The 21,053-nt window shown below is 41.2% G+C and carries 21 protein-coding genes, 3 pseudogenes and 3 riboswitches; of the genes and pseudogenes, 7 read left to right on the plus strand and 17 right to left on the minus strand.

The window, feature by feature from the left end:
- Positions 1 to 139: 139 nt before the first annotated feature.
- Both ACFQ1X_RS14575 and ACFQ1X_RS14580 read left to right on the plus strand, forming a co-directional pair.
- Complete coding sequence (locus ACFQ1X_RS14575; RefSeq protein ID WP_379083170.1) at positions 140 to 277, plus strand: hypothetical protein; 138 nt, start codon at positions 140 to 142, stop codon at positions 275 to 277.
- Between the two features lie 19 nt (positions 278 to 296).
- Entirely contained in the window at positions 297 to 1,148 is an 852-nt protein-coding gene (locus ACFQ1X_RS14580; protein ID WP_144838614.1) for a DegV family protein, read from the plus strand.
- Positions 1,149 to 1,600: 452 nt separating this feature from the next.
- Here the strand turns inward: ACFQ1X_RS14580 and ACFQ1X_RS14585 are convergent, their stop codons facing one another.
- The 13 genes and pseudogenes from ACFQ1X_RS14585 to tenI form a co-directional block, all read right to left on the minus strand.
- Positions 1,601 to 2,623: an ABC transporter substrate-binding protein gene (locus ACFQ1X_RS14585; RefSeq protein WP_144838616.1), complete on the minus strand. Its 1,023-nt coding sequence runs from the start codon at positions 2,621 to 2,623 to the stop codon at positions 1,601 to 1,603.
- The gene (locus ACFQ1X_RS14590) at positions 2,620 to 3,378 is read right to left on the minus strand and encodes an ABC transporter permease (RefSeq protein ID WP_211655512.1); all 759 of its coding nucleotides are present in this window, start codon (positions 3,376 to 3,378) and stop codon (positions 2,620 to 2,622) included. The genes ACFQ1X_RS14585 and ACFQ1X_RS14590 overlap by 4 nt, the downstream gene beginning before the upstream one ends.
- Positions 3,379 to 3,393: 15 nt before the next feature.
- Positions 3,394 to 4,173 carry an ABC transporter ATP-binding protein gene (locus ACFQ1X_RS14595; RefSeq protein ID WP_144838618.1) on the minus strand — a complete coding sequence of 260 codons (780 nt, stop codon included), beginning with the start codon at positions 4,171 to 4,173 and terminating at the stop codon, positions 3,394 to 3,396.
- On the minus strand, positions 4,166 to 4,840 hold the full coding sequence (tenA, locus tag ACFQ1X_RS14600) for a thiaminase II (RefSeq protein ID WP_144838620.1): 675 nt from the start codon (positions 4,838 to 4,840) through the stop codon (positions 4,166 to 4,168). Before tenA ends, ACFQ1X_RS14595 begins: the two co-directional genes overlap by 8 nt.
- Before the next feature lie 12 nt (positions 4,841 to 4,852).
- Positions 4,853 to 6,178, minus strand: a complete 1,326-nt coding sequence (locus ACFQ1X_RS14605) for an acetylornithine deacetylase (protein ID WP_379083176.1) — start codon at positions 6,176 to 6,178, stop codon at positions 4,853 to 4,855.
- Between the two features lie 72 nt (positions 6,179 to 6,250).
- Positions 6,251 to 6,354, minus strand: a riboswitch (TPP riboswitch).
- Positions 6,355 to 6,785: 431 nt separating this feature from the next.
- Positions 6,786 to 6,950: pseudogene (locus tag ACFQ1X_RS14610) on the minus strand (halocin C8-like domain-containing protein); the annotation flags it as partial.
- Positions 6,878 to 7,036: pseudogene (locus ACFQ1X_RS14615) on the minus strand (hypothetical protein); the annotation flags it as partial. The pseudogenes ACFQ1X_RS14610 and ACFQ1X_RS14615, both read right to left, overlap by 73 nt.
- Positions 7,037 to 7,390: 354 nt before the next feature.
- Positions 7,391 to 7,558, minus strand: coding sequence for a hypothetical protein (locus ACFQ1X_RS14620; protein WP_379083179.1), 168 nt, complete (start codon positions 7,556 to 7,558; stop codon positions 7,391 to 7,393).
- 383 nt (positions 7,559 to 7,941) lie between these two features.
- A complete protein-coding gene (locus ACFQ1X_RS14625) occupies positions 7,942 to 8,961 on the minus strand; it encodes a MoeB/ThiF family adenylyltransferase (RefSeq protein WP_144838624.1) in 1,020 nt (339 codons plus the stop codon).
- Entirely contained in the window at positions 8,958 to 9,725 is a 768-nt protein-coding gene (locus ACFQ1X_RS14630) for a thiazole synthase (protein WP_144838626.1), read from the minus strand. Before ACFQ1X_RS14630 ends, ACFQ1X_RS14625 begins: the two co-directional genes overlap by 4 nt.
- 1 nt (position 9,726) lies before the next feature.
- Positions 9,727 to 9,930, minus strand: coding sequence for a sulfur carrier protein ThiS (gene thiS, locus ACFQ1X_RS14635; RefSeq protein WP_144838628.1), 204 nt, complete (start codon positions 9,928 to 9,930; stop codon positions 9,727 to 9,729).
- Positions 9,927 to 11,069, minus strand: a complete 1,143-nt coding sequence (gene thiO / locus ACFQ1X_RS14640; protein WP_144838630.1) for a glycine oxidase ThiO — start codon at positions 11,067 to 11,069, stop codon at positions 9,927 to 9,929. The genes thiS and thiO overlap by 4 nt, the downstream gene beginning before the upstream one ends.
- Before the next feature lie 30 nt (positions 11,070 to 11,099).
- On the minus strand, positions 11,100 to 11,708 hold the full coding sequence (gene tenI / locus ACFQ1X_RS14645) for a thiazole tautomerase TenI (RefSeq protein ID WP_144838632.1): 609 nt from the start codon (positions 11,706 to 11,708) through the stop codon (positions 11,100 to 11,102).
- Positions 11,709 to 11,817: 109 nt separating this feature from the next.
- Positions 11,818 to 11,918: riboswitch (TPP riboswitch) on the minus strand.
- Positions 11,919 to 12,051: 133 nt separating this feature from the next.
- Here tenI and ACFQ1X_RS14650 point away from each other — a divergent pair.
- The 4 genes from ACFQ1X_RS14650 (at position 12,052) to ACFQ1X_RS14665 (ending at position 16,067) form a co-directional block, all read left to right on the plus strand.
- On the plus strand, positions 12,052 to 12,621 hold the full coding sequence (locus ACFQ1X_RS14650) for a biotin transporter BioY (RefSeq protein ID WP_144838634.1): 570 nt from the start codon (positions 12,052 to 12,054) through the stop codon (positions 12,619 to 12,621).
- A gap of 477 nt (positions 12,622 to 13,098) precedes the next feature.
- Positions 13,099 to 13,199: riboswitch (TPP riboswitch) on the plus strand.
- Between the two features lie 103 nt (positions 13,200 to 13,302).
- Positions 13,303 to 14,130 (plus strand): lipoate--protein ligase family protein, encoded by an 828-nt coding sequence (locus ACFQ1X_RS14655; protein WP_144838636.1) that lies wholly within the window; start codon positions 13,303 to 13,305, stop codon positions 14,128 to 14,130.
- 5 nt (positions 14,131 to 14,135) lie between these two features.
- Positions 14,136 to 15,080 (plus strand): lipoyl synthase, encoded by a 945-nt coding sequence (gene lipA, locus ACFQ1X_RS14660; protein ID WP_144838638.1) that lies wholly within the window; start codon positions 14,136 to 14,138, stop codon positions 15,078 to 15,080.
- 546 nt (positions 15,081 to 15,626) lie between these two features.
- Positions 15,627 to 16,067, plus strand: coding sequence for an NUDIX domain-containing protein (locus ACFQ1X_RS14665; RefSeq protein WP_144838640.1), 441 nt, complete (start codon positions 15,627 to 15,629; stop codon positions 16,065 to 16,067).
- Between the two features lie 229 nt (positions 16,068 to 16,296).
- On the opposite strand, the pseudogene ACFQ1X_RS14670 reads toward ACFQ1X_RS14665, so the two are convergent.
- Positions 16,297 to 17,467, minus strand: a pseudogene (locus ACFQ1X_RS14670) (IS256 family transposase).
- 230 nt (positions 17,468 to 17,697) lie between these two features.
- On the opposite strand from ACFQ1X_RS14670, the gene ACFQ1X_RS14675 reads away from it, so the two are divergent.
- Positions 17,698 to 18,399, plus strand: a complete 702-nt coding sequence (locus tag ACFQ1X_RS14675; protein ID WP_144838642.1) for a class D sortase — start codon at positions 17,698 to 17,700, stop codon at positions 18,397 to 18,399.
- 323 nt (positions 18,400 to 18,722) lie between these two features.
- Here ACFQ1X_RS14675 and ACFQ1X_RS14680 read toward each other — a convergent pair whose 3' ends face one another.
- The 3 genes from ACFQ1X_RS14680 to ACFQ1X_RS14690 form a co-directional block, all read right to left on the minus strand.
- Complete coding sequence (locus ACFQ1X_RS14680) at positions 18,723 to 19,217, minus strand: plastocyanin/azurin family copper-binding protein (protein WP_144838644.1); 495 nt, start codon at positions 19,215 to 19,217, stop codon at positions 18,723 to 18,725.
- A gap of 783 nt (positions 19,218 to 20,000) precedes the next feature.
- Positions 20,001 to 20,639, minus strand: a complete 639-nt coding sequence (locus ACFQ1X_RS14685; RefSeq protein ID WP_379083203.1) for an STAS domain-containing protein — start codon at positions 20,637 to 20,639, stop codon at positions 20,001 to 20,003.
- Entirely contained in the window at positions 20,640 to 20,840 is a 201-nt protein-coding gene (locus ACFQ1X_RS14690; protein WP_144838648.1) for a hypothetical protein, read from the minus strand. It lies immediately after the preceding gene.
- Positions 20,841 to 21,053: the final 213 nt, after the last annotated feature.

Genomic DNA, 21,053 nt, shown 5'->3' on the forward strand with positions numbered 1-21,053 from the left:
AACGGAAGCGTTCCTTGCGAAATGCCAGGAGTAAGAAGACCAATTCTAATGTTCATATAGGCCACTCAGAGGTAATGTTCAAAGCTTGTTCCAGGAAAGTGCATCGTGTGAGCCCAGTTAAGAATGAAGTACGAAAGGAATGACACAAATGGAAGACATGGAGACTGCGGCTGAAAAAGCAGGAATGCTTCTAAATGCAGAGAGCGAAATGGAACCAGAGAGATGCATCGTCAAAAAGAAAAGAGCCATTGATATTCATGCTGATACGGAAAGTTAAAAAGCAAAGGAGATAGATTATGACAAAGATTATTTTTTCAACCGAAAGCGGAGCAGATATACCGACCGATTTAGCTCAAGTCTACAATTTCCAAATCATCCCGATGCACGTCATCATGGAAGGGACCGATTATTTGGATGGATTCCTCCCTGTCGAAAAAATCTATGACTACTACAGACGGACGAAAAAGATCCCATCGACCACTTCCACGAATACCAATGAGTACACGGATTTTTTCGCTGGAATCAAAAGGGATATTCCCGATTGCGTCATTATTCATATCGGCTACACATCAAGGGCTTCATCGTCTTTCCAGAATGCGGTATTGGCTGTTGAAGATTTTGATGATATTTTCTTGATTGACGCCCTGAATGTATCGGGCGGGCTCGCGGCTGTCGTGCTGCATGCCGGGCGCCTGCTAAAAGATAAACCGGATATCGAACCTGCAGAACTGATTGCGGAGATTGAAGTAGCGGTGCCAAAATCGCGCCTGTCGTTCATTCCGGGCAGCCTGGACTTTCTGCGCGCTGGCGGCCGGGTTTCGAATGCCGCCTATATCAGCGGATCACTGCTGAAAATCAAACCGCTGATTGAACTGATTGACGGGAAACTGGTATCCACCAAAAAGTACCGGGGACACATGAACAGGGTAGCTGTAAAGTTGTTCCAAGACTATTTAAAACAGTATGATATTGAACGGGACTATCTCTATTTTCTTTATACGCTTGGACTTGATGAAAACATTCAACAACGAATCAGTGAAATGGCCGAAGAAAACGGATTCCGGAATATTAGGTGGATTGAGGCTGGAGCCGTCATTTCTACACACGCGGGACCAGGCGCTTTCGGAATTGCCGGTTTAGAGAAGTGATTTCCTGAAATAGAAAGGGTTGCAGCTACTTAGCTGCAACCCTTTCCTTAGTATTATTGCAACCACTAGATTCTCACTGCGGCTCACGTTATTTTCCCACTATCATTTCCACAAAGTTTGAGTTTGCGGACACTCATAATTATTAATTACCTCAATATGTATTTCTCTTTTAAATATAAGCCAGGTAATCTGTTTTAAGGATCTATCTATTCACACATAATTCTTGACGATCTCATTCCCTTACCAATTAAGAATAATAGAATGAACAAGTCTTCAAACCGTTCGTAAAAGTACACTTAAACGAACAAAAGAAGGGAAGAAGTAATATAGCTCACTCCCTCCCTTCCTATAACCCCTCATATGTTACATTAGAACTCTTGAAATGCCTCTTCTCTCTTTATGTTCATGGAGCTTCAGTATTGTAATCTCTTAATTTTTCGCAGCTTTTTATTTTATGATTCTTCTTCAAGTAAATTTTCAAATATCAAATCTAAATCTGGTAACTCTTCTATTAGCTCCCTTTCCAACATCCAATCTGCAACGTTCTTCCAGTCTTCCTTACTTTGGCTGCCAAACCCTTCATCCGCTTTCATTCTTGGTAGCAAGATCGCCATACTTTCGTCTTCAACCTCTTTTGCTAAAGGGAAGTTAGCCTCATCTTGATTCTTCAGCAATAATTCCACTGCTTCCGTCGGATGTTCAGCCATCCATTCATACCCTTTCGATGCCGCTTTCCAAAAAGCGCGGATCTCTTCTTCTTTCCCTTCCCAGTTTTCATCGTTCGTCACGAGCACTAACTCATAATAAGGAGGAACACCATACTTCTCTGGATTCAATGTTTTTGTTTCAACTCCTTTACTGGCAAGTAAAGGTACCTCATGGTTTATATATGCACCTACAACTGCATCCACTTTTTTGCTCACCAAGGAAGATCCAAGCTCGAAACCAACATCAATCATTTCCACTTCTTCCGGATTCCCTCCAGCCTCGCTTACCATTGTTTTAATCAACGCTTCATTAAGAGGGATTCCAGGGTAGCCTACCTTCATCCCTTCTAAATCTGCAGGGCTCTCCATTTCACTATTCTCCAACATCACCACGTGATTTAAAGGCGATCGAACGATGGCTGCTACTGATTTAATGTTTATGCCTTGATTTGCTCTCGCTGTGATTACGTCCGGCTGATAGGTGATTCCCAATGTCATCTGCCCAGATGCCACCATGTTAATCGGATCTGTTGGATTAGTTGGGAAATGAAGATTTACATCCAATCCCTGCTCTTCAAAGAAGCCTTTTTCCTCGGCTACATATAGGTAACTATGGACTGCGTTTGGATACCAGTCGAGCATCAGATCTATTTGTGCATTTTCTTCCTTTGCTTCCCCGCTTTCACTCCCGCATCCGCTCAGAATTATGCTAATTCCGAAAAGCGCACCTATAAATATACTGTTCAATCGTTTGTTCCTGTATATCATGTTTCATTCCCCCATTTTAATAGCCATTTTTCTAATACAACAACTAATACAAATAACAATATCCCTGTTAACGAGAGCAATACAATCGGGGCGAATACACCTGCGCCGTCAAATTGCGTCATCATTCTTCGACTGAAATAACCGAGCCCTTGCTGGGCGCCAAGCCACTCTCCTATTGCGGCTCCAATGACGCTAAGGGTTACTGCCACTCTTAACCCCGAAAAAAAAGAAGGCAGCGCAGATGGTATCGACAGCTTTAGAAAAATCTCTTTTTTCGTTGCGCCCATAGTCAACATTAATTCCCGAAGTTCTTTGCTTGCAGAGTTTAAACCATCAAATGTATTGACGGTGATGGGGAAAAAAGTTATTAATACCGTAACTGCCACTTTACTCCACATCGTATAGCCAAACCATAAAACAAAAATAGGGGCTAGAGCGATGATTGGAATTGTCTGAGATGCGATTAGCAAGGGATAAAAAGCGCGTTCAGCCGTTTTATTCCAAAACATCCAAGAAGCCAGTCCTACACCGAGCAATACTGAAAGAATAAGCCCCACTACAATAATTGAAACTGTCGCCGGCATATGCACGAGAAGCAGTGTTTCCCTTAGCTCCCAAAGCCGCACGCCCACTTGTATAGGCGAAGGAAGAACAAAGGCGCGGTCTATGGTTTTTGCAATAAATTCCCAAGTCAATAGAAATAATAGAAAGACGCCCATAGACAGTAAGTAATATTGTTCAATGAACCGTTTCATAACATTTTAGCCCGCTCACTTGATTCTTTTATCAAAAATTTCACCTTCCTTGCGAAATTGCTGAATCAACTCCCTTTTGGCTGAAAGAAGAGATGAATCGTTCATGACATCCTCCATCGTTCTAGGTCTGCTAAGGGAGATCTGCACTTCTTTCAATTTTGTCATCGGCGGAAGGGTAGTAACAAAAATACGGTCTGACATAAGCAATGCTTCATCCAGATCGTGCGTAATCAAAATGATAGTCTTCTTCAATAATTTCCATTGTTCCAATAACCATTCTTGCATGGCTAATCTGGAAATCGCATCAAGTGCACTGAAGGGTTCATCAAGCAGCAAAATATCTGCTCCAGTTAAGTAGGCCCGCATAAAGGAGACCCTTTGCTTCATTCCGCCCGAAAGCATACTCGGAAATAACGTTTCTGTTCCGTCTAATCCAAATGAAACAAAAAGAGGTGCAGCTTTTTCATAAGCCTCTTTCTTATGAATCCCCTTTAGTTCTAGCGGCAGAATGACATTATCAATAATGGTGCGCCAAGGTATTAGAAGGTCTTTTTGCGGCACATAACCTATGTTTCCATCGCGTAATTTAATGACCTGACCCCTGAGGAGCAAATCCCCCTTAGTTGGTTCTTCCAACCCCAACAGCAATCTGAATAATGTCGTTTTCCCTGACCCACTTGGACCGACCACACTTATAAACTCTTGGTTTTGAATCGAAAAAGACAAATCTTTAAAAATTTCTTCTTTCCCATAATGAAAATTTAAGTTATTGACTTCCAACAACGCCTTACTCACTTACAGGCCACATCGTTTTGTGATAAGCCATATCCCAAAATAAATATTCAAACCTCGTAGTAGTCAAAAAGATTTCTTCAAGCTTTGCTAGTTCATTTTCTGGTTTTCCGGCCGTCAATTCGTCCAGCAAATCGATGCACCACTGCGCTGTTTGGCCAAATTCATCCGAACTATACATTCGGATCCACTCACCATATAGTGGGTGATCGGCTGCACCTGGAATGGCCGCAAGCTCTCTGCCGATTTCACGGTAACTCCATGCACATGGAAGCAATGCTGCTACCAATTCACTTACACTGCCGCTCTGTCCCACGTGAAGCATATAATGGGTATAAGCAAGTGTCACAGGGGAGGGGGAAGCTTCCTCCAGTTCCTTTTCGCTAACCCCAAAACGTTCCGCATACTGGCGGTGCAATGCCATCTCTTCGTTCATAGTGGCATCCAGTAACTTGGCAAATTGTCCCATTGTTTTAACATCCTGTGACTTGGTTGCACCAATCGCAAACAACTTTGCATACTCTATCAAGTAAAGATAATCTTGAACCATGAAGAACCGAAACTTTTCTTTATCAAGAGACCCCTTCCCCATTTCGACTACAAAAGGGTGATTGTGGTTGTTTCTCCAAATGGGTTGAAGGGTTGTATGTAATTTTCCGCTAAATTTCACGTTGATCTCTCCTCACTCTGCCTGCTTTTTCGTATGGCACCAAGTAAAAATAAAATGCGCCATAACTTTAGAGAAATTCACCAACTCTTGTATCTCAATGGACTCGTTAATGCTATGGGCTTCTATCAACTGCCCCGGTCCATACAAGACTGTCGGGATGCCTGCTTCTGCAAGCCACCCGCCATCGGTAACAGTCGTGGACACACCGATTACAGCCTTTTCTGAAAATAAATGTTGGTGTGAAGCTGCTAAAGTCTTTACGCCTATATGTTCCGGATTCACTTCAAAAGCTGGAAAGACCTCGCCTCTATCTTCTATCATGGAATGCCCACCCCATATAAAAGTTGGTGGATGTTCTTTTAGCCAAGAATCCGCTTTTGCAGCATTTAAAAGATGTTCTTCAATTTCTTTGCTTACAGTTTCATAGGACTCATTCGGATAAAAATGTACGGTGATCCAGAGCCGGCACTCGTCCGCGATAAAAGCGGCATGCCTTCCTCCTTCAATCACAGCCGGATTAATCGTATTTGTTCCTGGAGGATAACCCGGATAGCTTTTTGAAACCGCCCAATGACGCTCTAACTTCTGCAGACTTTCAATGATAATCATCATTTTTTCAATAGCGCTTGCTCCTTGCGAAAGACCGCCACCTGCGTGAATCATCTGCCTGCGCATGGCATCATGATAAACTTTCGGATCTTTAATGACCACCCAACCGGTGATCACCCCGCCCTGCCCTTGGATCTGCAGATCACTTGTATCAACTACAACCGCAAAATCCGCCTGGTAGCCCCTTTCGCAACACTGTAGGGTGCCAGCTTCACCAACCTCTTCTCCTATAACTGATTGAAAAATAAGGTCGCCCGGCAATTCGATGCCTTGTTCATGAAAAAGTTTAAGGACAAATAACGCAGCAGCCATTCCTCCCTTCATATCGGCAACACCTCGGCCTATAATTCGATCGTTTACAACTTCCGCCGTGAAGGGATCCGTTTTCCATACTTCTTCCGGCCTCACTTCGGCCACATCAATATGTCCATTGATGATCAAGCTTTGAAAAGACTTTCTTTCAGTCCCTTTTTTCACACCAACGATGTTTGGATCTCCCGGATACACATCCCATCGATCTGTTGCAAATGCTTGGCTTACTAAATACTGTTCAATCCACCCTTGTGCTTCAGCTGTGTTGCGAGCAGGCGGTGCCGGAGTTTGAAAAGAGATAAGTTGTTTAGTAAGATCAATCAATTCATCTTTTTTTAACTCGATTTCTTTGATTACTTGAAGCAACTGATTGTTTTGCAAGAAGTTTAATTCTCCTTTCGATATGATTTCCTCCACAAAAAAACACTTCTTCCCCATAGGAAAGAAGTGTAAATGACTATAAAAGGTTAAGCCTCATGTGGAGACAAAATTCTTCTGCCATCTCTTCCCTCCGCTAGTATTAACTAGATCAGGTGAATAAGGGTCAAGACGAATGTCTTTCTCAGCTTTAAACAGCTCCCCTAGAGCAATTGTGCAATGAAGTTTTATTGTTACTTTAGTTCTATCATAAGGATTAAATAATTACAACCGGTCACTTCACTCTACTGTCATTATTTATATGAGACAAGAAACTGTAACAATAAATCGAACCGAATCTGCTGCGCTTTCATTTTATAAAAGCTATCACTTTAAACTCGATGTATTGTAGTTTGTTTTTTCTTTTGCACATTTTGTATTTTATAATTGACTTATATACACAAAAGCACTTTCTAATTTAAAGTTCCATTTCGAACTTTCATTATTATTTCTCCTTAAATATATTGGCTGAAAGTGAAGATTGCTGACTAATTTTAAAAATAAAGGCGCTCGTAAAAGGAGATGGAAGCGTTTGAGCTTCGGTACCCCTCAAAAAGAGTAGCATCTGCTACTCTTTCTTTGTTGTATTCAACTACTTTGGAACGGATCAATTACAAATTTGATCTGTCGCAGCTGTACAGCCGACACTGCCTATCAAAGCACAGACAGCCGCTAAGCCTAAACCGCCAATCCCTGTAGTGATTCCCAGAGCACCCGCTGCAGCATAACACAACACGCCTCCACCGGTACCGCACAGCGCCCCAACTGCATATTCACAAAAAGAAGCATAAGCTCCAAATTCGTCTGCGTTCTTTCCGGCCTGCTGAATCTAATGTTCTGCAGAAGCGACAAAATCATCGTGGCTAAGCATCAAACCCTTTTCGTAAAAAATCGTCCCTGCTGTATCGACGGTAATGTCGGAAATTTCGGTTTGATTCCCGTCCAAGTTTTAGAAGGCATTGATGCGTATTTTTCCTTGGTCTATATTTTCTGCATAGACCGCTTGATCCGTCAGTACATCCCCATTTTTTACATCATATGTGAATTGAACGTATGCGAGGTTATCACTTGTTTTCGCAAGTCCTCCAAACACGAATTCAATATATGCAATATAGCCTTTGGAACCATCTACTGTGTTGATAATTATGTCACCTTTTGAAATTGAGTTAATTTTGGTGTTCTCTTTGTATGCCTGATACTCTTCTGTATTTTTTAACGCATTTCTGATTTGATTAAACTCATTTTGCTCGACATCGATGTTCCTTTTTCAAACATTGAAGTTCCAGCATTGACAGCACCTACGGAACTAAATGCAGAAGAGACAACGAGAATAGCTGCTATTGCTAGCATCAGAACTTTTTCAAAAGGTTTGATTGACATAATGAATATTCCTCCTAGTTTTTTCTTTTTTTTGAAATGAGCATGAAAGAAACAACCAAGGCATAAATAAACAGAAACAGTACAACCCCTAATTCAATCCCTGAATCAAACATTGTCCTCCCTCCTTTTTCTTCCGTCATTCCTTTAATTTCCAATTAGTGATTATATAAACAATTAAAATCAATAAATACCCAAATTTAATATATAATTTACATAAAATTTACTTTTTCATTATTACTTCAATTTCTTAAGTTTGAGCTCTAGTTCTTTTAAAGTATTCATCTCTTTATAAAAAGAACCTGTCTAAATAGATTATTAATATCCTGGCTTCAAAAAGTTAGAGTAGTTCAGTCCAATCAGACGAAAACATTTTTAAAAAAACATTAGCTTAAATATCGGTGATATAAACTTTTAGCTTTGTCGATGCTCTTTGTGCCGTGGATTAAAACACGGCCGTCATTAAAAACAACTAGACGACAGTCGCTCGTTGTAAAAGAGAGCAAATAGGGATTACGAAAGACTTCCCTTCCAAGCTTCGATAAAACTGTGCTCAGCTTTCCTAAATCTCTATCCACTGGATGAGGAGGCCGGATTTGAACGGTGTCTCTTCCGCATAAAACAGCAGTTTTTAACTGGGACGAGTAAGAAAGATAAGGGTATGTCCGATTTTTTCCACAAGAAGGACAATCCTTGTCCCATAACTTCCCCACATCAATAGATGAATAATGGTTTTTCCAGAGGTCGAATGAGACAAGCTTTTTCCTTAACTGAGTTGAATCTTCCACTAAAATTTTCAGTGCCTCTGCTATCTGGATTGAAAGAACCATTTGAACAGCGGGACTGATGATGCCAACAGTATCACAGGTCAATCCTTCCATAGGCACAGCCTCAAGCAGACAATTTAAACAGGGTGTGCTATCTGGAACAATTGTATAAGAGAGTCCATAACTGCCTACACAGGCACTATAAATCCAAGGAATTCGTTCTTTTTGAGAAATGTCATTTATGATCATTCTGATATCGAAATTATCACTTGCATCTAAAATCAAATCGATTCCATTTACCAGCGTTGTCATTTCTTTCACTGAAACATCCATGGTATGACTAATAATCTCTACATCAGAATTGACCAGCATTAAACGGCTCTTAGCTGCCACCGCTTTTGGAATTCGTTGTTCTGCATCCTTTTCCGTATATAGCTGTTGTCGCTGAAGATTGCTCCATTCCACATAATCCCGGTCAACGATGGTGAGTTTTCCTATCCCTGCTCTAACCAGCATTTCTGCACTGCCGGCACCTAATGCTCCTGCACCGACAATTAAAACATGCTTCTTCTTTAATTTCTTTTGTCCCGCTATCCCAATCGGTTCAAAAAGTTCCTGTCGTGAGTATCTTTCGTTCACTTGTGGCTCATCTCTTCCACCGGACTACTCGGCGTAGCATATCGCCTTATCGGTATACGTCCAGCCTCATACCCGAGTCTTCCTGCTTGGATTGAAAGCTTCATTGCAAGAGCCATTTTTATGGGATCTTTCGCCCCGGATACTGCCGTGTTCAATAAGACTCCTGCTGCCCCCAATTCCATTGCAATGGCCGCATCAGAAGGTGTTCCAATCCCTGCATCGACAATGACAGGAACAGTTGTCTGTTCAATAATATATGATAAGTTTAAACGGTTGATAATTCCCTGACCCGAGCCAATGGGAGAGGCGCCAGGCATAATAGCATGACAACCTAATTCTTCAAGCCGTCTTGCGAGCAACACATCATCCGATGTATACGGTAAAACGGTAAATCCTTCTTTTAGCAGTTCTTCAGATGCTTTCAGTGTTTCAATAGGATCGGGCAGCAAAGTTTTTTCACAGCCGATAACTTCCACTTTTATCATGTCACAAAGACCCGATGCTCGAGCTAATTTCGCAATTCGGACTGCTTCCTCAGCACTCTTTGCTCCCGCTGTGTTGGGCAGTAACGAGTATTTTGCCAAATCCAACTTTTCAAGGAGGTTGGGTTGGCTGGCTTCAAAAATATTCATTCTCCGAACGGAAAAAGTTAAAATCTCAGTACCCGAAACATCAATCGCTGCTTTTTGGGTATCAAAGTCAGGATACTTTCCCGTTCCCAGCAATACTCGGGAAGAATACTCAAAATTATTTATTCTCAACATGTTATCCGCCTCCTACAAAATGAACTAATTCGATTTTATCTCCTTGAGAAAGAAGAGTTTCATTATGTTTTGCTTTCTCCAGTATTTCATTGTTTCTTTCAACAATTATAACTTTCTGATTCAATTCAAAATACTGCAACAGGTCCACTATAGTTGTTGTTCCATTTGGTACGTCCACTTGGGTTCCATTTACTGTTAACTTCATTTACTCCACCTCTTGACGTTTCTGTTTAAGATTTTTCGATTTACATGAAATGGGTTTATATCAATGGAAGGGCGGGTTCCCACAATTAGCTCGGCCATCACTTTTCCAGTAATTGGAGATAGTAAAATCCCATTCCTGAAATGCCCAGTCGCGATGTACAGTCCTTGATAAGCCGGGTGTTCACCTAAATAAGGCAGCCCATCAGCAGTCTGTGGCCGAATCCCAGCCCACGCCCTTTCCCATTCGGCTGTAACTATAGAAGGGACGAGACTTTCAGCCTTCTTAACCAATGAGGAAAGCCCTTCTAAAGTGACTTGTTGGTTAAAGGTATAAGGTATGACTGTTGCTCCTACGACAATTCGTCCACCTTCTTTCGGGACAAGATAACAGCCTTCTGAAAAAACAGGTCCGGCCAATAGGGGTGTTTCCGACTTTACAGAAAAGCATTCTCCCTTTACCGGATAAGCTTCCAGGGACAATCCTGTAGCCTTCAATAATTTTTCGCTCCAAGCTCCTCCAGTCACCACCACTTTGTTGCTGAAAAAATCCCCCTCACTAGTGGCTACACCTGTCACTTTTCCTTCAGAGAAATAAAAAGAAGAAACTTCTACATGTTCTTTCAATACCGAGCCGAGTTCAGATGCAGATTTGATAAATCCCCATGTTAATCGAGATGCTGCTACTTGCCCGTCTCGTTCAAGATACATACCTCCCATGATTTCCTTTGTTAATGAAGGCTCTCTATTCCTTGTTTCCTCGACTGTGAGCAGTTGCGCGCCCTCCCCGTTCTTCTCATAGATTCGGGCATCCCTTACTTGGTTGGTTTGTTGCGTTTCAGTTAAAGCAACTTTTAAAATGCCCTGATTTTTTAATTCAATATCGATTCCACTGAGCATCTTCAATTCTTCAGCAATTCCACTAAACATCGCCCTGCTCTTCTTTGCCAACTGAAAAAGCGGACCTACACCGTCAAATTCCACTTGTGCACCCAACATCCCAGCCGCAGCTCCAGACGCTTTACTCGCAAAACGATCTTTTTCCAAAAGCAAAACCTTTAATCCTTCTTTTGCCAAGTTATATGCGATGGCGCCACCATTCACTCCGCCACCCACTAGAATGGCATCATATGTTTTGTTCACTAACCTTCCTCCAAACTGTTACGAATATCCTCATTCCTTTGTCAAAGACGTCCGATACGACTGTACGGTCTTTAAAGGATCTGCGTCTTCCAACACCCCCGACATCACAGCAATCCCCTTCGCTCCAGCTTTAACTACTTCGGGCGTAAGGTTCGGAGTAATTCCACCAATGGCAATCACTGGTATATCGACTGACTCAACTATGATTCTCAGGTGTTCAATTCCTCTAGGGGATAGACCTAGCTTCGATTGTGTCGGATAGATATGGCCAAAAAATAAAAAATCAGCTCCATTTTTTTCTGCTAATCGTGCTTCCTCAGCGGAGTGGATAGAACACCCCGCTTTTACATGCGGAAACGTTTTTTTTACAAGTTCGACTGGCAATGAGTTTGAAGCCAGTTGAATGGAATTGATATTTGCAGCCATTGCCACATCGATACGGTCATTCATAACTATTTTTGAACGTGGAACTTTTTTATCGATCAATAGTTGGATCAATTGGTATATATCTTTAGCACTTCTCGCTTTTTCCCGCAGATGGATAAAATCTATATAAGGATGAATTTGACTAAGAATGTCTGCTAGTTCCTCGGTCCTTTGATTGCCCGTAGAGATTAGATGCAGTTCCCCTGTTTTCATTTTTGCCTCCTTTATAGGTGCCTTGAAATTCAACGCCTGATAACAACGCTACTAAATAAAAAGAACCACCCCGACGTCGGAGTGGTTTTATAGTATCCCTAATAGAAACAGCATACAGTAACCACTTCCCTACGCTAGTCTCAACTAGATCAGGTTCAAAGGGTCCGGATTATATCCGTCTCAGTCTAATGGACTCCCCTAGTGCTTTAATTATTCAGTTTTTTAGTATATCTACAAACAGCCTAACACCTCTAGAAATATTTATCTAGTCATTATAAGAACTATGATACCATATAAGTTAACCTTTATTTAAATAAGGTTAACACAATTGAGGGAGGATAAAATGACAGAATCTAATTTCAAATTGAGAATGATGATTATTACAGCTTTATTTGCAGCAATCATCGGAATACTGGCACAGGTGACAATCCCACTGCCTTTAGTCCCGATCACAGGACAAACACTTGCAATCGGTTTGGCCGCAACAATTTTAGGGGCCAAATACGGAACTTTATCTGTTGTAGTTTATTTGGGGTTGGGTGCAGTTGGCATCCCTGTTTTTGCTCAAATGTCAGGTGGACTCGGTAGCTTATTCGGACCGACCGGCGGATATCTAGTCGGTTTTATTCCGACCGCTTTCAGTATTGGTTATTATCTCGAAAAAACGAGTTTTACGTTTATCAATGCCATAATTGCCAATGTCATCGGTATGTTTATGGTATTGACTGTGGGAACTGCCTGGTTGAAGATTTTCGCCAATCTTTCGTGGACCGGAGCATTAATGGGTGGATTTGTCCCATTCATTTTAGTCGGCCTTATTAAAGCTGTGCTTGCCGCTTGGATTGGAATCTCAGTAAGACATCGTTTGAAATCCGCTGGTCTTTTATATTTAGAAGACAAAAAAGCACTTTAGGTTAGCTATTGTAATCCTTAATAAGAATACAACATACATAAAAAGAGAAAGAAGAAGGGTTTTGTTCCGACTCTTCTTTCCCTCTTTCTGAGAGCGTAAAATATCTTGTGTAAATGAATAAATAGAAAAAGGAAGAGACGGAAAATAATTATGTGTAAATTAATCAATGAATAGTTAACGTAACGCATAGTTTGTTCACTTAAGTATATTTTACGAAAGTTTTTATTTATAAAACCCTATTTATTCCAGCATGATATATTGTGAATTTTTGATGCAATTAAATAGTACTGCATTATCTGAATAAATTTTTGAAGGCAAGAAAAAAAGGGGGCAATTGCTTTAAATCAAAAACCAGAATGATCTAACAAGCGCTAGAAAAATATTCAAGCATCATTCTGGCTGAATTTTTATGATTGGGAACTTGCAACTTCGACTTGACATCAATTTCTGCAAACTATACATTGAGGTTAACTTAAATATAATCACTAGGGGTGTTATTTAACTGAGATGAGTATTTACTCAAACCCTTTGAACCTGATCTGGACCATGCCAGCGTAGGGAAGTGGCGCGTATGCTAATAGAAAATCCGCATACACTGCTTCCTTTCATGGAGAGCGGTGTTTTTTTGTGCAAAAACCGAGGAAAAACAATCGGCATTAGCCTAGCAGAGAGGAGAAGAACATGAACGAAACATGGCTATACATCGATTCAGGTTCTGGTACGCCGGCCTTTAATATGGCCATGGATGAAGCTTTGCTGAACTGGCATAGTAGAGGAGACATCCCGCCCGTGTTGCGATTTTATAGCTGGTCGCCAGCTGGTATCTCAGTGGGTTTCTTTCAAAAAGTGAAAGACAATATCGATATCGAAAATGCTGAAAAGTATGGAATCCCGCTTGTCCGCAGACAAACAGGTGGAAAGGCAGTCTTTCATGATCAAGAACTTACTTACAGTATCCTGATATCAGAAGCTCATCCAGTTATGCCAAAGACAGTAAAAGAAGCTTATCTTATCCTATCCAAAGGATTAATAGAAGGGTACCGATTTTTGGGGGTTGAAGCGGAACTTGCACATCCTGTGAGAAAAAGGTTATCTAGATCGGCTGTATGCTTTGAGGAACCGTCCTGGTATGAATTGACCGTAAAAGGGAAAAAAGCAGCCGGCAGCGCTCAAACTCGCAAAAAAGGAGTCATCCTTCAACATGGTTCTATTCCTTTAAATATGGACGAACGAAAGCTATTTGAACTGTTTGTTTATCCGGATGAATGTATGAAAGAAAAAGCTCGTACTGCCTTCCGCACCAAGGCTGTTGCTATCAATGATTTACTGCCAAAGCCTGCGAACTTAGAAGAAGTAAAAACTGCTTTTCGAGCTGGGTTCGAAAAAGGACTTGGTATTCGATTAAAAGCATTTGAACCGCCGAACGAGTTGTTGAGCGAAGTATACGAACTTGAGAAGAAGTACGCAAGTGAGGAATGGAATTACATACGAGAAGGAAAAGGGGAGTAAACACCATGACCCAAAAAAACGATTACGTCCGTAAGCCTGAATGGCTGAAAGTTAAATTAAATACGAATAAAACCTATACCGACTTGAAAAGTCTGATGCGCGAGAAGAAATTGAATACAGTATGCGAAGAGGCAAAGTGTCCGAATATTCACGAGTGCTGGAGTGAGCGGCGGACTGCAACATTTATGATTTTGGGCGATACATGCACACGAGCTTGTCGATTTTGTGCAGTAAAAACAGGGATTCCAAATGAACTTGACTGGGGAGAGCCGGAACGGGTCGCGGAATCGACGGAAATCATGGAGCTCAAGCACGTGGTGGTAACAGCAGTTGCACGGGACGATTTAAATGATGGCGGTGCAGCAGTATTTGCAGAAACAGTGCGTGCAATCCGCAGAAGAATGCCTGGTACCACGATAGAAATACTGCCCTCGGATATGAAAGGCGACTATGAAAGCCTGCATACATTAATGGATAGCCAACCGGATATTTTCAATCACAATATCGAAACAGTCCGACGCCTCACGAAGAGGGTAAGGGCAAAAGCGACATATGATCGTTCGCTAAAATTATTGGCACGTGTGAAAGAAATTGCTCCACATGTCCCTACAAAATCGAGCTTGATGGTCGGGCTTGGTGAAACGAAGGAAGAGATCCTGCAGGCAATGGATGACCTTCTTGAGCATAATGTGAATATATTAACGCTTGGCCAATATCTTCAGCCAACCCGTAAACATTTAAATGTGGAGCGATATTACCATCCGGATGAATTTGCGGAATTGAAAAAAATCGCGCTCGAGAAAGGCTTTAAACATTGCGAAGCTGGACCAATGGTGCGTTCATCCTATCACGCTGACGAACAAGTAGGTGAAACAGCTGTACAGCGGCGGATTAAGTACTTGAAGGGATATGAGTCCCATGGAGACAAACTCGAGGATGTGAAATTCTAACCTAAGTAATACACAGGAGCCACAGAGGGTGTTAGTGAATTAGTTTTTCCACTTTCAATTTAAGGAATATTTTCTAAGAAAAATCTTAAAACATCGGAAGAGCAGCGGTTATACAGTAACCCGTTGCTCTTTTATTGTTCGTAAAGGTGTACTTTTACGAACGGTTAGCATGTTCTTAATACAAGGTATATTTTAGATGAAGTCACGTTGATGGTGGCCACGAATCAAAAGGAGTGCTTCCCTCGAAGATCGATTTCGATCACTCCCACTGAACTTGGGAAGTGATACCCTTAAAATTAAGAATATTTAGGAAAAGAATATCTTTTATCTTCAAAGTCTAAGCTGTATACTAAAACTGAACTGGAAAATTGCAGCTAGGGTTCCGCTATCTAAAGTAGATAGGTCAGTGACCGAGGGCTGCATCTTTTGCTATATGTAAAAGGCACCTATTGACATAAAAGGTCCGAGGGGAAAGGTTCAACGTATTTGGTATGCGTTGAATTCTTTCTCTTCGGGCCTTTTTATTATTTTAAGGAGGTTGAAAGGATGAGAAGAATTGATGATTTAACAGCTGGCGTTGCAGTTATTATCTTAAACGAGGAAAAACAGGTTTTGTTGCAGAAAAGGTCAGATGTAAAGTTATGGGGTATTCCTTCAGGACATATAGAAATAGGCGAAACAGTTTCTGAAGCAGCTATCAGAGAGGTGAAGGAGGAAACTAATTTAGATGTAAAAATTATAAAGCTAATTGGGGTGTACTCTGATCCTGACTCGCAGGTATTTGCTTATCCCAATGGCCGAGTAGTACATTTTATCACAACTTGTTTTCTTGCTGAAATCACTGGCGGCGACCTGCGTTGTAATTCTTCCGAGTCACTAGAAATAAAGTTTTTTGAACCACAAAACTTACCGAAAGACTTACTGAGAATGCACCCTCAATGGTTAAAGGATGCCCTCGCTGAGAGAGAATTGGCGTTCATTCGTTAGCAAATTCTCGCAATTCCTTGATGATACTTCATTTTAGCAAGTTGTTGTTTTCTTTTGATTCGAAGTAACCTAATGACAAATTAAGTTGCTTTCAAAAAATAGCCAGTCTTCTATTTATAAATATTTTTGATTTACATTTCATCACTTATTAGTAGTAGCATAAACAGAAAGGGGAGACCGTCAAGAATTATGTGTAAATAAGTAAATCCTTTTCTTGTATGTATGTCCATTAAGCCTGTTTGAACATCTCAGCCAGCTCTGCGCGAGCTTGATCGAATCCGATATGGCAACGGGTGGAGAAGTTCTGGTTGTAGATTTCGAATTGGGAAACCAGGAAGCGGTCCAAGGAATCTTCGTTCGGAAATTGCTCCTTGCGTTTGCTGTATTTCTTCACTTTCTTGTTGAACGACTCGATCAGATTCGTCGAATAAATGCTTCGCCAAATGGGTTTTGGGAAGTCGTAGAAGGTGAAGATATAGGGATTCGCTTCCAACGATTTCGTCACTTTGGGGTAGGCCGTTTTCCATTTGTCGCTAAAGGCTTTCAGCGCCTCTTCGCCCAGTTCTCGGCTCTCTGCCCGGTAGACCGATTTGAAGTCATCGAGAATCTCCTTCCGATCGGTGACGCGGACTTTGTGGGCAATGCCACGCGACAAATGGACGCAGCACGCCTGATACTTGGCATCCGGAAAGACCGCGAAGATGCGATCGGTGATGCCTTTCAAGCCGTCGGAGATATACAGAAGCACCTCTTCGACACCGCGCTCTTTTAAGTCCAATAGGACTTCTTCCCAAACGAATGCGGATTCCGTGGGCGCTACTGTATAGGCCAGCACTTCTTTCGAACCGTCCTCCCGGATGCCGACCGCAATATAGACGGCTTCCTTGGATACGGTATCGCGCTTGAGGGGAATATAGGTCGCATCCAAATAGACGCACACATAGCGGGCGGGCTTTGAACGCCTCCACCTGTTCGCTCATCGCTTTGGTCATATTGGAAATGGTTTGAGGCGTGTAGTGATGGCCGTACATCTTCTCGATCAGATCCGAGATTTCGGACATCGTGACGCCTTTCTGGAACATGTGGATGACGAAGGACTCCAGCGTATCGTTCGAGCGCTTGTATGGAGCGATCGTCTGTTGGTTGAATTCACCATTCCGGTCCCGCGGCATCGATAGCTCCAAGTCTCCGTACTCCGTATGGAGTGTCCGCGTGTAGGAACCGTTGCGGGAGTTACCCGAATTGAAGCCGATGCGATCGTACTTTTCATAATCCAGAAAAGCCGTAAGTTCTGTTTGGAGGAGCGTATTGACCGCCGTCTCCAGGTGCATACGGAAAACTTCGGAAATGTCTTCTTTTTTTACTAGAGCTTGCATAATATCTGTTGTAAACTGAGTCATAGGGAAGGCCTCTTTTCTGTGAATTGGTTGTGGTGACTTAATTCTACAAGAAAAGGTCTTCCTTTTTCTATTTATTCATTTACACAAGATATTTTACGCTCTCTCATTTTTTCTGAATTTTAAGTATATTTAACTATATATAATACTAAAAACCATTTTGTTAAAGATTATAAAGTGGCTGAAACGGGAATGGGCATCTATACTACGGATTTTTAAAGGAGTGGCAGATTATGCGAAGAAAGATGGCTTCGATGTTGATTTTAACGGGATTTCTTTTCGCCGGCTGGAACGGTTATTTGTGGTTAGCCGGAACCTCTTCTGGTCAGGAAGCCATTGGCAAAAATGATATTATCACCAATGCCGAAGACGAAAAGTCGGATCCGAAAACCACCGAGTCCCTTTCCCTACCTGACAACAGAAGCGAACCGGCAGCAACTACTTCCGAAGAGAAAATACCATCGTCTCCAGCTGCTAAAAAGAGGGAAGAACCGATTCTACGTGATTATGCAGAATATGAAAAAGGAGCCGAAGTCGGCTGGCTGCTGATTCCGGGTCTTGATATGAAATATCCGATTTACTGGGGAACGGACGAGGAAACCCTGATGCTAGGGGTGGGTTATCATCCTGGAAACTTCACCACTCCGCCGGATGGTCTAAGACACACGGTGCTATCCGGTCACCGGGACACGGTATTCCGGGGGCTCGGGGAGTTGGAGCTTGGCGCCCGCATGTATGTCCAATTTGAAAACATCCAGTACGAATATGAAATTAAGAAAACTTGGATAACAGATGCGGAGGATCGCTCCGTTATCGTCGGGAAAACGGAACCGACGCTGACGCTCACGACGTGCTACCCCTTCAATTTCATCGGTTCAGCACCTGATCGCTACATTGTAGAAGCCGCATTGGTTGATACGACATCAATGAATTGACAAATGCCTTTGGCAGGTCACCCACATTTCCAACCTTCTGCCATTCTTTAGAAAGAGCAAAACACCAGCTCTTTCTTTTTTTGTCAAAAACGCAAGCTCAATTATAAAAGAAGGCGTTTTGGAACTTCATCATCAAAAAGACGCAACTTCTTTCACAAAATGGTGCATACTTGAGAACAAAACTTTAAACCCCGAATGTGTCACTGGCTCAAGTGACCTTCATTCGAGGTTAAGTTTGCATCATCTTCTTGACTTTGAGTGACTGGCTGTATTTGTTTTAACTTTTTGACGAATTAACGCACAGAATGCTAGATAGTAATCTTTTATTTAAAAGCAACATTGTGTTGAGCCAGGTCTTGATTGGTCCAGGTAATAACCGTGCCCGGAGCAACGACGATTGTCTCTTCACTAAATTCATAATCGGCAATATCCAGGTCCACTTCTCCGGACAGTTCGGCTCCTTCTTCCACCACGACCGTCATTTTCATGACCGGGTGGGGTTCACAAAAGATGGAAAACTCTCCTATTTCATTGAATACAAAGCTGGTCTTTTCACCTTTTGACAAAAGTTCCGAAGCTTCTCCGTTCATGGCTTCCGGCACTTGTTCCGCGTCCTGTACTTCAGTTGTTTCTTCTGCTTCTTCTGTTTCTTCCGCCGATTCCTCACTCGCTTCTTCTTCGGTGTTCTCTTCTGGTTCTACAACTTCTGTTTCTTCTACAGTGTCATTTTGCTCTTCACTTGGCTGCGTTCCATCGTCTCCACAAGCGGCTAAAATCAATGCAGCTCCTGCCAGTAATAACCCTGCTTTTTTATTCATGATGTGTTCTCCTCCCTCTCGTTCTTTTCAATTAAACGTAAGAAGAAGCCATTTAGATCATTCATAGCGGGAAGAAAGAAATTGCCAAAAATGATGTTGCCAGTTTTAGATCTTCTACAGTTCTGCAAAATCACCATACAAATTTAGAAATGATTTATTTATTATCTAAACTTCAATGTAAAAAATTCCCTCTACTTTAAAGCATTTGTAAGATATAACTGTGTGCGGAGAATAGAAGTTTAGGTATTCCAAAAGACCGATCACTATAATTGGCCTCCATCCTTCTCACCCTAGAGGAGGTAGTGCACCGAAATAGCTTTACACTCTTCAATCAAGTATTAATCACTTTGTTCTCTTCTATCTTCGAAAAGCTTCTGATAATCAGATGATATGTAAACCAATAATCCGCCAATATTTTTCTTGGCAGACGTTAAAATTATATTTTAGATGTTACTTACTTTTTATTATGTTACATTCCTTTGCTTGATAAATATTTCGGTTGTTCTTCCACCACTTTTCTGCCTCTTCAAATGATTTTGAAAGTAGAAGAAACTTTCTTTTTATTAGATGGCCGAAATTCACCTGCAACATCCGTATGTTCCTTTGGAGAGCACATTTAGATAGTCTAGAGCAATCTACACTTTTTTAAAAGTACGATTTATGAAATTGACTCATTGAACTAAAAATAATACTTAATGTTTAAAAGTTGTCCAATTTCATATAAAATTTTAGAAGAAAATAGCGATAACCATTAGGTCACTTGACTACAATTAGAGAAATGGCTTATTTACTTATAACGTTACAACCAATAGAAGAAAGTCCGCTTCTGAGATTCGAACAGAATGTGGCTTGTTTTAATTCTGAATACATAAAAATTGCTTTTTTAGCTAAGTCAGGCCGCATGCCGCAGAAAACAATTTCAACGCCAAGTAATTTTAAAGTTTTCACTATACTCATTAAATAAGTAGCTGCATACTGTTCAATATCTGTAATTCCAGATAAATCGATGACTAAATGCTCCAAATCAAGCCTTTTGCTTTCTAGTAAAATAGTTTCCATCATTTGATCACTTCGTTTAGCATTGATATCCCCTATAATTGGAAGAATGCCAACTCGAGCAGACACAAGAACAATTGGAGTAGATAGTTTCAAAACCTCTTGGTGAGCATTATCTACTTCTAAAATGTAAGTAAGCAATGCAGCCATTCTTCTAAATAACAAGACGTCTTTTTCTTGAAAATCGAATGACCTGTCGTCCATTCCACATAGTGTACCGAACTTCTTGCCTGTCTTTGAAATGATGGGGATACCAATCAATGAGCCCCCTCCCCACCCTTTGGTGAGTTCCATATGTTTGGTTAGATCGTTTTTATTTAAATCTGGTATAATGAGCGGTTCCCGACCACCCTGAATAATATGTATTCAATACGATTGATTAAAGTCAATTTGAAAGCCTTCTTCTAGCAATAATTTTGTTCGATTGAAAGTTTTTAATACATTGACTGTATAGCCATCATTTTTTGCAATGAAGAAAGTATTTACTCCAATACTATCTTTTAGAATGTTGAATATAGTTTCAGCGGCTTCCTCAACGTTTGCATTTTCAATATCGAGTGTTGACAAAAAATCCCTCCTAACAATTTGATTTTATTGTATTGAAAAATTTTTTTAATTCTCCTGTAAGCAGAAACAAATATTACGTTTCTAAAACTAACTCTTACTAGCCCTTATTTACTCAACTTTCGCACCGATATAACTTGAGCCAGTCGGTGCGGCTGTAAAGCGCTTCTGTAATTCAAATGGTTCCTTGACAAGTAAATTTGCGAAAAGAAAAGC

Source organism: Metaplanococcus flavidus (assembly GCF_042675885.1).
Lineage (GTDB): Bacteria > Bacillota > Bacilli > Bacillales_A > Planococcaceae > Planococcus > Planococcus flavidus.